The organism is Pseudomonas sp. NY15437, assembly GCF_048068435.1.
In the GTDB taxonomy this organism is placed as follows: Bacteria; Pseudomonadota; Gammaproteobacteria; order Pseudomonadales; family Pseudomonadaceae; genus Pseudomonas; species Pseudomonas nitroreducens_B.
The window spans coordinates 140165-151777 of record NZ_JBLUQC010000001.1; the positions used below are offsets into that span (position 1 = coordinate 140165).

At 67.4% G+C, this 11613-nt stretch carries 10 protein-coding genes; 4 read left to right on the forward strand and 6 right to left on the reverse strand.

Annotated features, from left to right (window positions below; translation table 11 throughout):
• Window positions 1-95: 95 nt before the first annotated feature.
• The 6 genes from ACNFIA_RS00660 to rpmE form a co-directional block, all read right to left on the reverse strand.
• Complete coding sequence (locus ACNFIA_RS00660) at window positions 96-830, reverse strand: substrate-binding periplasmic protein (protein WP_416782543.1); 735 nt, start codon at window positions 828-830, stop codon at window positions 96-98.
• A gap of 62 nt (window positions 831-892) precedes the next feature.
• Window positions 893-1666 carry a phosphatase PAP2 family protein gene (locus ACNFIA_RS00665; protein ID WP_416782544.1) on the reverse strand — a complete coding sequence of 258 codons (774 nt, stop codon included), beginning with the start codon at window positions 1664-1666 and terminating at the stop codon, window positions 893-895.
• A 177-nt stretch (window positions 1667-1843) separates the two neighbouring features.
• Window positions 1844-3112 carry a malic enzyme-like NAD(P)-binding protein gene (locus tag ACNFIA_RS00670; RefSeq protein WP_259758882.1) on the reverse strand — a complete coding sequence of 423 codons (1269 nt, stop codon included), beginning with the start codon at window positions 3110-3112 and terminating at the stop codon, window positions 1844-1846.
• A 103-nt stretch (window positions 3113-3215) separates the two neighbouring features.
• Window positions 3216-4667 carry a M48 family metalloprotease gene (locus tag ACNFIA_RS00675; RefSeq protein ID WP_416782545.1) on the reverse strand — a complete coding sequence of 484 codons (1452 nt, stop codon included), beginning with the start codon at window positions 4665-4667 and terminating at the stop codon, window positions 3216-3218.
• Window positions 4664-5416 carry a thermonuclease family protein gene (locus ACNFIA_RS00680; protein ID WP_416782546.1) on the reverse strand — a complete coding sequence of 251 codons (753 nt, stop codon included), beginning with the start codon at window positions 5414-5416 and terminating at the stop codon, window positions 4664-4666. Before ACNFIA_RS00680 ends, ACNFIA_RS00675 begins: the two co-directional genes overlap by 4 nt.
• Window positions 5417-5491: 75 nt before the next feature.
• Window positions 5492-5707 carry a 50S ribosomal protein L31 gene (gene rpmE / locus ACNFIA_RS00685; RefSeq protein ID WP_017520174.1) on the reverse strand — a complete coding sequence of 72 codons (216 nt, stop codon included), beginning with the start codon at window positions 5705-5707 and terminating at the stop codon, window positions 5492-5494.
• A 174-nt stretch (window positions 5708-5881) separates the two neighbouring features.
• On the opposite strand from rpmE, the gene ACNFIA_RS00690 reads away from it, so the two are divergent.
• The 4 genes from ACNFIA_RS00690 (at window position 5882) to hslV (ending at window position 11595) form a co-directional block, all read left to right on the forward strand.
• Window positions 5882-8143: a primosomal protein N' gene (locus tag ACNFIA_RS00690; protein WP_259758878.1), complete on the forward strand. Its 2262-nt coding sequence runs from the start codon at window positions 5882-5884 to the stop codon at window positions 8141-8143.
• Window positions 8144-8346: 203 nt separating this feature from the next.
• Entirely contained in the window at window positions 8347-10086 is a 1740-nt protein-coding gene (argS, locus tag ACNFIA_RS00695; RefSeq protein WP_416782547.1) for an arginine--tRNA ligase, read from the forward strand.
• A gap of 6 nt (window positions 10087-10092) precedes the next feature.
• Complete coding sequence (locus tag ACNFIA_RS00700) at window positions 10093-10914, forward strand: SPOR domain-containing protein (RefSeq protein WP_259758876.1); 822 nt, start codon at window positions 10093-10095, stop codon at window positions 10912-10914.
• A 144-nt stretch (window positions 10915-11058) separates the two neighbouring features.
• Entirely contained in the window at window positions 11059-11595 is a 537-nt protein-coding gene (hslV, locus tag ACNFIA_RS00705; protein ID WP_259758874.1) for an ATP-dependent protease subunit HslV, read from the forward strand.
• Window positions 11596-11613: the final 18 nt, after the last annotated feature.

Genomic DNA, 11613 nt, shown 5'->3' on the forward strand with positions numbered 1-11613 from the left:
ACAGCCTCTGTAGGAGCGAGCTTGCTCGCGAACCGCACGGCACCGCTGTCACCGGGAGACTCCATTCGCGAGCAAGCTCGCTCCTACGAAAAGCCTTACAACCCATGCTCGCGCATCAGCGCCTCGTAGCTGCCGTCCTCGCGCATCTCGCGGATCGCCTTGTTGAACCCGGTGATGATCGCCGCGTGGTTCGGCACATGCCGGCCGACCAGGATGTGCAGGCCGTTCTCGGTCAGCGGCACCGGCAGGAATTCCAGCTGGTCCTTGAGTTCGGCCAGGTCGCCGTTGAAGTGCACGCGGGCGGTGATCTCGTCTTCCAGGGTCAGGTCCACGCGCCTGGCCTGCAGCATCAGCGCCGCGTTGACGAAGCTGAACACCGCCACCCGCTGCAGCTTCGGGTCATTGTTGAAGGCGTCGGAATAGGCGTAGCCGCGCACCATGGCGATGCGGTACGGGTAGAGGTCCGCCAGCTCGCTGAAGGTGATCGGCGAGCCGCGGCGCTTGATCAGGCGCACGCGGTTGACCAGATACGGCTCGGAGTACACGGCAAAGGCTTCGCGCTCGGGCGCATACCAGGCGTCCGCCACCAGGTCGTATTCGCCATTGGCCACCCCGTGCAGCACGCGCGGCCAGGGCACCTCGATGTATTCGCTGGCATAGCCGGCGCGCTGCAGCGCCGTCTGCACCAGGTGCACCGCCACGCCGTTGCCAAGCAACTGGCGGTCGGCATAGGGCGGCCAGCGGTCGGCGGCGATGCGCAGCACTTCCCCGGCCCGTGTCGCGCTGGCAACGCACAGGAACAGGAAGATCAGCAGCACGCGCAGCGGCATCGGGGGCGTCGTCCAGGGAGAAGCACTGAAGACTAGACGCTGCTCCCGGCGCCGCGCCAACTTCAGAACAGCATCGCTGCGCGCAGGCTCATGCCGCCGCCGGTTTCGGGCACCACCGCGACGTTGTAGCGCTCACTCGGCGGCCCCTCGAGGAACAGGTTGTAGGTGAAGTTGGCGAAGAAGTTGCCCACCGCCATCCCCACCAGTACATCGGTGGGGTAGTGCTTGTCGCCTTCCACGCGTGACAGCGCGGTCAGCCCGTCGAGGGTGTAGAGCCCGGCCTTGGCGGTGTAGCGCCAGGTCGGGTCCATGTCGATGTAGTCCAGGTTGCGGCGGGTGAAGCTGGTGTGTACGGCCGTCACGGCGGTGTGCTTGGACGGGAAGGAGTCGTCGGGAATGCCGTCCGGCCGTTCGCGCCCGGACCATTCCTTGGCCTCCTCGACGAAGCCGGTCACCGCGTAGCGGTCCGCCGTCAGCAGCGCCAGGTTGCGCCCGCGCCAGCTCCACGTCTCCTCGCTGCCCGCGTCCTTGGGAGCGGCCACCAGGGCGGTGACGACGCTCAGACCGGTGGCCAGGTTGAGCATGCGGTCGGCAGCCTGGTTGGCGTCGCCGCCGAAGAACCAGTCGTGGTTGCTCGCCGATTTCTGCCAGGAATGGTCCCAGCCGCCAGCGGCGATCACCGCCGCGCCGGCCACCGGAGCCCAGACGTCGGCGCTGGTCACGGCGCGCTGCGCCGAATCCCCTACCCGCTCCCAGCTCATCGATGGCGCGCCGGCGCACCCGATGAGCCCGGCGCTGGCCGCCAGGGCGGCGACTGCCAGCAATGTGCGATTCATGATGTCCCCCATGCGCCCGGCCCGCTCCGGGGCAGCGGACGCGTCAATGCATGAGCGGGGAAGGATAGTCCGGCACTTTCTGAAGGCCCCTGCCTTCAGTCAGTAATAGGTAACTCTTCGTTTCGTACGCTGAAAAAAGAAAACCCCGCCGAGGCGGGGTTTTCATGTCAGACGGAATCAGCCTTTGAAGACGTCTTCCACCGACTGCAGCGGGTAATGCTTCGGATACGGCAGGGTCGCCACGCCGGTCTCGATGGCAGCCTTGGCCACGGCATCGGAGACGATGGTGATCAGGCGCTTGTCCATCGGTTTCGGAATGATGTACTCGCGGCCGAACTCGATGGCGCTCACGCCGTAGGCGTCGCACACGTCCTTGGGTACCGGCAGCTTGGCCAGGTCACGCAGGGCCAGGGCGGCGGCGATCTTCATTTCTTCGTTGATGCGGGTGGCGCGCACGTCCAGGGCACCGCGGAAGATGAAGGGGAAGCCCAGCACGTTGTTGACCTGGTTCGGGTAGTCCGAACGGCCGGTGGCCATGATCACGTCGTCGCGGGTGGCGTGGGCCAGTTCCGGCTTGATTTCCGGGTCCGGGTTGGAGCAGGCGAAGACGATCGGGTTCGGCGCCATGCGCTTGAGGTCTTCGGCGCTCAGCAGGTTCGCGCCGGAGAGGCCGACGAACACGTCGGCTCCGTCGAGGGCGTCGGACAGGGTGCGCTTGTCGGTTTCGGTGGCGAACACCGCCTTGTACTGGTTCAGGTCGTTGCGGCCGGCGTGGATCACGCCCTGGCGGTCGATCATGTAGATGTTCTCGACCTTGGCGCCCATGCTCACCAACAGCTTCATGCAGGAGATGGCGGCGGCGCCGGCGCCCAGGCAGACGATCTTCGCGGTTTCCAGCTGCTTGCCGGCGATTTCCAGGGCGTTGAGCATGCCGGCGGCGGTGACGATGGCGGTGCCGTGCTGGTCATCGTGGAAGACCGGGATGTCGCACTGCTCGATCAGGGCGCGCTCGATCTCGAAGCACTCGGGTGCCTTGATGTCTTCCAGGTTGATGCCGCCGAAGGTGATGGAGATGCGCTTGACGGTATCGATGAAGGCCTGCGGGCTCTCGGCGTCGACTTCGATGTCGAACACGTCGACACCGGCGAAGCGCTTGAACAGCACGCCCTTGCCTTCCATGACCGGCTTGGAGGCCAGCGGGCCGAGGTTGCCCAGGCCGAGAATGGCGGTGCCGTCGGAAATGACCGCGACCAGGTTGCCCTTGCCGGTGTACTTGAAGGCCAGTTCCGGATCACGCGCGATTTCGCGCACCGGCTCGGCGACGCCCGGGCTGTACGCCAGCGACAGGTCGCGGGCGGTGACGGTCGGCTTGGTCAGCTCGACGCTCAGCTTACCGGGGCGGGGTTGGGCGTGATATTCGAGGGCAGCGGTCTTGAGATCAGACATTTGGGCACTTCCGCTTTTGTTGCTTGTTGGACAGACGGGGGTCCGAGCATACGCACAAACCCCGCACCTGCCAAGGTAGCCCAAGCCCCTGCTGTCAAGACCTCTAGCGTACGACTTTCAGCCAATCGCCAGCTTTTGGCTGGCCAGTTGGATACAAGTCATTCAATAAACGTATACGATTTATCGAGTCAGATTCCGGACCGGATTCGGCCTTCGCGAACTGCTCGACAGTCTGCCCGGATTTCACCTGAATGACGGCGATCCGGCGCGGTTGCGCAAGCTTCTGTTCGTCCGCGCGCATCGGCCGGAAGCTGCGGATGACCCGCATGAAATTGTCGTCTTCGCTCTCCAGCGAGGCGCGACCTTTGACCACACCGATGAACAGGTAGGCGTGGTCCTTCTGGTAGATCACCGCCGCGCGGCGTGCCGGCGACCCGGGCACCACGCCGGTGGCGACGTCGAGGCCGGCCTGCTGGAAGCTTTCTTCGTTCGATAACCGCCCGCCCGCGCCCTTGCGCAGGAATTCCGCCGGGGTCAGCTGGCCGTCGCGCGGCACCAGCTTCATGCCGATGTAGGCCTGCTGGTCGGCGGTGTAGCCCACCAGCGCGGTGGGCTGGTTGAGGATGCCCCAGCCGGCCGGATAGGTCAGGGTGAAGTCCAGCTCGGCATGGTAGAAGCTCTGGCCGCGGCGCACGCCGCTGGCGGCGGAGTCGCCGAAGGGCATGCCGTCGATGGCCTTCAGGTAGCGCTCGGCGCCGATCTCATGCTGGCTGTTGCCAGCCAGGGCCTGGGCGGGGCCGATCACCTGCTTCAGGCGCTGGTCGTTGTCCGGGTGGGTATCGAAGAGCCCGTGGTAGCCCACCGGCTGGGCTGCCTGGCCCTTGCGCGCGGCCTCGTCGCGGGCGAAGTCTTCCTGGTTCTTCAGCACCCGCACCACCTGGATCATGGCGGTCGGGTCGTAGCCGGCGCGGGCCAGGTACTTGGCCCCCAGGCCGTCCGCCTCCAGTTCCATGTCGCGGCCGTAGCCACGCACGAAGGCGGTGCCGAGCACGTTGGTCAGGTCCGCCGCCGCGCCGACCCCGGTGCCGATGGCCACGGCCTGGCCGAGAATGTTCCAGGCGCTGGACTGGCTCTGCTGGCGCACGCTGTGGCGCGCGGTGACGTGGCCGACCTCGTGGCCGAGCACGGCGGCCAGCTCCGCTTCGGAGCCCAGGTACGCCATCAGCCCGCGGTGGATATAGATGTAGCCGCCGGGCAGGGCGAAGGCGTTGATGTCAGGGGTGTCGATGACTGTGAAGTGGTACTGCAGGGTTGGCCGGTCACCGGCGCGGGCGACGCGCTCGCCGACCTGCTGGACGTAGGCCTGCAGCTTGGCGTCCTCGTAGCGCGGGTACTGCTTGAGGATCTCCTGGCTGTACTTCTGGCCCATCTCCAGCTCGCTCTGCTCGCTCATCATCACGAAGTCAGACTTGCCGGTGGCCGGGTTGGTGGCGCAGCCGCCGAGGACACTCAGCAGCGCCAGCAGGGCCAGGATTCCGAACGAGCGCACGCTCATGGCAATACCTCCATCATCGCCGGGTCGGTCACAGGCAGCATCCAGCGCGCCTGTCCAGGTTTCACGCCACCGCGCTCGGCGCGGTCGATGACCCAGCCGCGCGCCTCTACCTGTCGACCCTCGAGGTCGCGCAGGGTTGCATCGTCAAAGCTCCTCACCAGCCTGGCCTCGATCCGCAGCACCAGCGGGCCATCGAGATCCATCCACAGGCCGCCGCGGTTGCGTTGCACCTGCCGGACCCGCCCGCGCACCACGGCAAACCCGCTGTCGTGAAGCTGCTCGGCCGTCTGCACCGGGGACTTCTTCCACAGCCCCAGCTTGGTGCCGCGGGCCTCGCGCTCGGCGGCCTGCTGGCAGGCCGCGAGATCGGTGTTGGGAGCGATAGCTACAAGGTAGCCCAGGCCCTCGGCGAGCAGGCGGGATTCGAGGTTGTTGCCGCGGGCGTCATAGGTGTGCGCCAGGGTGCGGCCGTACTTGTCCTTGCCCTGCCGGCCGATGACCAGGCCGACCTCGCCGTCGTTGGCCGCCACCAGTTCCTGCAGGCGGCGCTGGGCGGCCACGGCGAAGGGCTCTTCGGAGCGGCCGTGGTGGGCCAGTTCCGGGGCGTTCACGCCGATCAGGCGGACGCTGCGTCCGTCGGCCAGCTTGAGCGTGTCACCGTCCACCACCCGCGCCACACGCACCGTTTCTGGCGACGAAGGCGTCGGGCAGGCAGCGGCGTTGGCGTCCTGGGTAAAAAGGACGGCCATAAAAAAGGCGCCCACGAGGGACGCCTTTTTCGAGATGCCGTAAGAAACCATGAAGGCTCTTTCCGGAAATCGATCTTACTTCTTGCCGCCGAACATGGCGAAACGCTGGTTGAAGCGATCGATACGGCCGCCGGTATCCAGGACTTTCTGCTTGCCGGTGTAGAACGGGTGGCATTCGGAGCAGACGTCCAGGTGGATAGCCTTGCACAGGGTCGAACGGGTCTTGATCACGTTGCCGCAGCTGCAGGTGGCTTCGATTTCTTCGTACGCGGGATGGATTTCCGGTTTCATGCTCTTTTCCTCTGGTGGTGTGCCGCCACCCAGTCTCTGGCAGAAGCCGAGCCACGGCCATCAAGGACCGCGGGCGGGATCTTTTACCGGGCACCGCACGCAAATTAAGGGCGTGGATCATACCAGAGATCGCCTTCAACGCAAGATCAGGCATGACCGACCGTCGCATCGCCCATGCTACCATCCGACGCTCCTTGCCGCCCCGGAATCCGTCGCGTGCCCTCACCCGCCATCCTGCGTCTTGCCCTGCCCTCGCCGCTGCGCCGCCTGTTCGATTACCTGCCTCCGCGCGGGGTCGATGTGCAGCGCCTGCAGCCGGGCGTGCGCCTGCGCGTGCCGTTCGGCCGCCGCGAGATGGTCGGCGTGCTGGTGGACAAGGTGGACACCTCCGACGTGCCGGCAGACAAGCTGCGCCCGGCGCTGGCGGTACTCGACCGCGAGCCGCCGATGCCGGCGCACCTGCTGGAGCTGTGCCGCTGGACGTCGCAGTATTACCAGCACAGCCTGGGCGACACGCTGTCCTGGGCGCTGCCCAACCTGCTGCGCCAAGGCGACCCGGCCGAGGCGCGACAGCAGCGCTTCTGGCACGCCGAACCCGGCGCCCGCGAGGAAGACCCGCGCCTGGCCCGCGCACCGCGCCAGCGCGAGACGCTGAAGATCCTCAAGCAGCATCCCCACGGCGTCGCCCACGACCTGCTCAGCCAGTTGCAGATCAACAAGGACAGCCTCGACCTGCTGCAGGAAAAGGGCCTGGTCAGCCTGGAGGTGCGCGTGCACAGCGTGCCGCCGCACCACGGACCCTGGCTGGCGCAGGCGGAGCTGCCGCTGAACCCGGAGCAGCGCGCCGCTTTCGAGGCGGTGCGTGCCGGCTTCGGCAGCTTCCACAGCTTCCTCCTGGCGGGCGTCACCGGCAGCGGCAAGACCGAGGTCTACCTGCAGCTGATCCGCGAAACCCTGGAAGCCGGCAAGCAGGCGCTGGTGCTGATCCCCGAGATCAACCTCGGCCCGCAGACCCTGTCGCGCTTCGAGCGCCGCTTCAACGCGCGCATCGCCCTGCTGCACTCCGCGCTGACCGACCGCGAGCGCCTCGACGCCTGGCTGGCGGCCCGTGACGGCGAGGCGGACATCGTCATCGGCACCCGCTCGGCACTGTTCACCCCGCTGAAGAACCCGGGGCTGATCATCATCGACGAGGAACACGACGCTTCCTATAAACAGCAGGAAGGCCTGCGCTACCACGCCCGCGACCTGGCCATGGTGCGCGCGCGGCTGGAGAACGTGCCCATCCTGCTGGGCTCCGCCACGCCGGCGCTGGAAAGCCTGCACAACGCCCAGAGCGGCCGCTACGGCCTGCTGCGCCTGACCCAGCGCGCCGGCGGCGCGCACCAGCCGACGTTCCACCGCCTGGACGTGAAGAGCCTGCCGCTGGATTCGGGCATTTCCATGCCGCTGCAGCGCTCGATCAAGGAAACCCTGGCCGCCGGCCAGCAGGTGCTGGTCTACCTGAACCGCCGCGGTTTCGCCCCGACCCTGCTGTGCCACGATTGCGGCTGGATCAGCCAGTGCCCGCGCTGCGACGCGCGGATGACCGTGCACCAGGGCAGCGGCGAGCTGCGCTGCCACCACTGCGACCACCGCGAGCGGCCGCCGCGCAATTGCCCGAAATGCGGCACCGTGGACCTGCGCCCGGTCGGCGCCGGCACCGAGCGTGCCGAGGAACGCCTGCGCATCCTCTTCCCGGATTACCCGGTGCTGCGCATCGACCGCGACAGCACCTCGCGCAAGCACGCCATGCGCGACCTGTTCGCCACCATCAACAAGGGCGAGCCATGCATCCTGGTGGGCACGCAGATGCTCGCCAAGGGGCACCATTTCCCGCGCGTCACCCTGGTGGCGATCCTCGACGCCGATGGCGGGCTGTTCTCCGCCGACTTCCGCGCCAGCGAGCGCATGGCCCAGCAGATCGTCCAGGTTGCCGGGCGCGCCGGGCGGGCCGAGGAGCCGGGCCGCGTGCTGATCCAGACCCACCTGGCCGACCACCCATTGCTGGTGCAGCTCACCGAACAGGGTTATTTCGCCTTCGCCGACCAGGCCCTGGCCGAACGCCGCGCCGCCGGCCTGCCGCCCTTCTCGCACCTCGCCCTGCTGCGCGCCGAGGCGCACAAGCCGGGGCAGGCCGAGGGCTTCCTCGACGAAGCCTGCGCCGAGGCCGAGCGCCTGCAGGCCGCACTCGGCCATGACGTGGAACTCCTCGGCCCGGTACCGGCTCCCATGGAACGCCGCGCCGGCCGCTACCGGGCCCAATTGCTGCTGATGTGCCCGGCCCGCGCGCCGTTGCATCGCCTGCTCACGCCGTGGCTGCAACTGCTCGAAGGCATGCCCAGCGGGCGCCAGGTACGCTGGTCGCTGGATGTGGACCCGATTGACCTCTTCTGACAGACGCGCCGCACGGATAAAACCCTCCGGACCTGTGCATCCGTCCTACATTGACTTCCATCAGCCGCGACGGATGGCACAGCGGCGAGACTGAACTTGGAGCGCTCCGCGGTTGGCAAGCCATGCCCGGCCACGGATAATGCGCGGTTCTGAGCCCGATAACCGGTCGCGCGCGCCGGATGCACGCGAGCACGGAGAAAACCATGAAAGACACGATTCGCCACCTGATCCAGCAAGCCCTTGTCCGCCTCACCGAGAACGGCACCCTGCCGGCCGGCCTGACGCCCGACATTCAGGTGGAGAACACCAAGGACCGAACCCACGGTGACTTCGCCAGCAACATCGCCATGATGCTGGCCAAGCCCGCCGGCATGAAGCCGCGCGACCTCGCCACCCAGCTGGCGGAGGCGCTGCCGCAGAGCCCGGAAGTGGCCAAGGTCGAGATCGCCGGCCCCGGCTTCCTGAACTTCTTCCAGGACCAGGCCTGGCTCGCCGCCAGCCTCGACAAGGCCCTGGCCGACGGCCACATCGGCGTGCGCAAGGCCGGCCCGGCCCAGCGCGTGGTGGTCGACCTGTCCTCGCCGAACCTGGCCAAGGAAATGCACGTCGGCCACCTGCGCTCGACCATCATCGGCGACGCCGTCAGCCGCGTGCTGGAATTCCTCGGCGACACGGTGATCCGCCAGAACCACGTGGGCGACTGGGGCACCCAGTTCGGCATGCTGCTGGCCTACCTGGAAGAACAACCGGTGGACGCCCAGGCCGAACTGCACGACCTGGAAGTCTTCTACCGCGCCGCCAAGAAGCGCTTCGACGAGTCCGCCGAGTTCGCCGACCGTGCCCGTGAGCTGGTGGTGAAGCTGCAGGCCGGCGATCCCAAGTGCCTGGCCCTGTGGACCCGCTTCAACGACATCTCCCTGTCGCACTGCCAGAAGGTCTACGACCTGCTGGGCGTGAAGCTGACCATGGCCGACGTGAAGGGCGAGAGCGCCTACAACGACGACCTCGCCCAGGTGGTGGCCGACCTCACCGCCAAGGGCCTGCTGGTCGAGAGCGACGGCGCCCTGTGCGTATTCCTCGACGAGTTCAAGAACGCCGAAGGCGAGCCGCTGCCAGTGATCGTGCAGAAGGCCGGCGGCGGCTACCTCTACGCCACCACCGACCTCGCCGCCATGCGCTACCGGCACAAGGTGCTGCACGCCGACCGCGTGCTGTACTTCGTCGACCAGCGCCAGGCCCTGCACTTCCAGCAGGTGTTCGAAGTCGCCCGCCGCGCCGGTTTCGTCCCGGCCAGCATGGAACTGGAGCACATGGGCTTCGGCACCATGAACGGCGCCGACGGCAAGCCGTTCAAGACCCGCGACGGCGGCACCGTGAAGCTGATCGACCTGCTGATCGAGGCCGAGGAGCGCGCCTACACCCTGGTGAAGGGCAAGAACCCCGACTTCAGCGAGCAGGACCTGCGCCAGATCGCCCACGCCGTGGGTATCGGCGCGGTGAAGTACGCCGACCTGTCCAAGCACCGCACCAGCGACTACAGCTTCAACTTCGACCTGATGCTGAGCTTCGAGGGCAACACCGCGCCGTACCTGCTGTATGCGTACACCCGCGTGGCGAGCATCTTCCGCAAGCTGGGCAAGGGCTATGACGAAGTGGGCGGCAAGATTGTCCTGCAGCAACCGCAGGAAATCGCCCTGGCCGCACAGCTGGCGCAGTTCACCGACCTGCTCAACAACGTCGCCGTGAAGGGTGTCCCGCACATCCTCTGCGCCTACCTGTACGAGCTGGCCGGCCTGTTCTCCAGCTTCTACGAGCACTGCCCGATCCTCACCGCCGAGGACCCGGCGCAACAGGAAAGCCGCCTGCGCCTTGCTGCGCTGACCGGCCGCACCCTCAAGCAGGGCCTGGAGCTGCTGGGCCTGGAAACCCTGGAGCGCATGTAAGCACCCATGGCGAAGAAGAAACCCGCTCCCAAGCGCGGCGCCAGCCGCTACCAGGCCCCGGCCAAGAAGACGTCGGTCCCCGGCTGGGTCTGGCTGGTCGCAGGCCTGGCCATCGGCGGCTTCATCATGTTCCTGATGAAGCTGGAGCCGGGTCGCAACGACGTCAAGCGCGAGAAGCCGGAGGCGCCCAAGACCGTGGTCGGCTCCAACAAGCCCTCCGGCACCGTGCAGCCGCAACAGCCGGCTACCCCCACCGGGGTGAAGCCCAAGTACGACTTCTACACCCTGCTGCCGGGCTCGGAAGTCGCCGTGCCGCCCGAAGCCGTGCCGCCGCCCACCAAGCCGCAGCCGGCGCAACCGCCTCAGACGGTGGTGGCGACCAAGGAAGAAGCCGAGAAGATCGACACCCAGCGCGCCCTGGCCGCGCTGAGCGGGCAGAATCCGCCGCCGCCCGCGGTGGTCAAGCCGGCGACGCCCGCCACGCCGCCCGCGACCCAGGTCGCCAGCGCGCAGAAGCAGGCCCTGCCGCAGGCACCGGCCAGCGACACCGCGCCGGCCAAGCCGACGCCGCCGCCGGCCGTCGCCGCGACCCAGTACTACCTGCAGGCCGGCTCGTTCCGTAAACAGACCGACGCCGACCACCTGCGCGCACAGATCATCATGATGGGCCAGAACGCCCGCGTGGAATCGGGCACCGTGCGCGACGAAACCTGGTACCGGGTGATGGTCGGCCCCTACGGCGACCGGGCCAAGGCCTCCGCCGCGCAGAAGCAGCTCGCCGGCAACGGTTTCAGCAACCTGCTGTTACAGCAGCGCCAGACCCGCTGATCCTGCGCTGCAGCAAGGCTTGCGCCGACGGGCGGCGCGCGAAATGCGCGCTACTCGTCCGGCGCAGGACTTGAACCCCGCCTTCCCAGTCCCCATCTGACTCTGCATTCGGGCACAACGCCCCGCTAGTGTGGAGTAAGACCCTTGACCACCATCGTATCTGTCCGCCGCAATGGCAAAGTCGTCATGGGCGGCGACGGCCAGGTTTCCCTGGGCAACACCGTGATGAAAGGCAACGCGAAGAAAGTCCGTCGCCTGTACCACGGTGAAGTGCTGGCCGGCTTTGCCGGCGCCACCGCCGATGCCTTCACCCTCTTCGAACGCTTCGAGCAGCAGCTGGAGAAACACCAGGGCCACCTGGTGCGCGCCGCTGTCGAGCTGGCCAAGGACTGGCGTACCGACCGCTCCCTGAGCCGCCTGGAAGCCATGCTGGCGGTCGCCAACAAGGACGCCTCGCTGATCATCACCGGCAACGGCGACGTGGTCGAACCCGAGCATGGCCTGATCGCCATGGGTTCGGGCGGCGGCTTCGCCCAGGCAGCGGCACTGGCCCTGCTGCAGAAAGGCACCGACGAGATGAGCGCCCGCGAGATCGCCGAGACCGCCTTGAACATCGCCGGCTCCATCTGCGTGTTCACCAACCAGAACCTGACCATCGAGGAGCTGGACAGCGCGGTCTGACCCGCTGTCCCTCCGGAG

What these genes read in the sequence shown, in the direction of transcription:
- ACNFIA_RS00690 (WP_259758878.1), top strand. Translation starts at nt 5,882, where the DNA reads ATGCTACCATCCGACGCTCCTTGCCGCCCCGGAATCCGTCGCGTGCCC.
- ACNFIA_RS00665 (WP_416782544.1), bottom strand. Translation starts at nt 1,666, where the DNA reads ATGAATCGCACATTGCTGGCAGTCGCCGCCCTGGCGGCCAGCGCCGGG.
- ACNFIA_RS00670 (WP_259758882.1), bottom strand. Translation starts at nt 3,112, where the DNA reads ATGTCTGATCTCAAGACCGCTGCCCTCGAATATCACGCCCAACCCCGC.
- ACNFIA_RS00680 (WP_416782546.1), bottom strand. Translation starts at nt 5,416, where the DNA reads ATGGCCGTCCTTTTTACCCAGGACGCCAACGCCGCTGCCTGCCCGACG.
- rpmE (WP_017520174.1), bottom strand. Translation starts at nt 5,707, where the DNA reads ATGAAACCGGAAATCCATCCCGCGTACGAAGAAATCGAAGCCACCTGC.
- ACNFIA_RS00675 (WP_416782545.1), bottom strand. Translation starts at nt 4,667, where the DNA reads ATGAGCGTGCGCTCGTTCGGAATCCTGGCCCTGCTGGCGCTGCTGAGT.
- ACNFIA_RS00700 (WP_259758876.1), top strand. Translation starts at nt 10,093, where the DNA reads ATGGCGAAGAAGAAACCCGCTCCCAAGCGCGGCGCCAGCCGCTACCAG.
- ACNFIA_RS00660 (WP_416782543.1), bottom strand. Translation starts at nt 830, where the DNA reads ATGCCGCTGCGCGTGCTGCTGATCTTCCTGTTCCTGTGCGTTGCCAGC.
- argS (WP_416782547.1), top strand. Translation starts at nt 8,347, where the DNA reads ATGAAAGACACGATTCGCCACCTGATCCAGCAAGCCCTTGTCCGCCTC.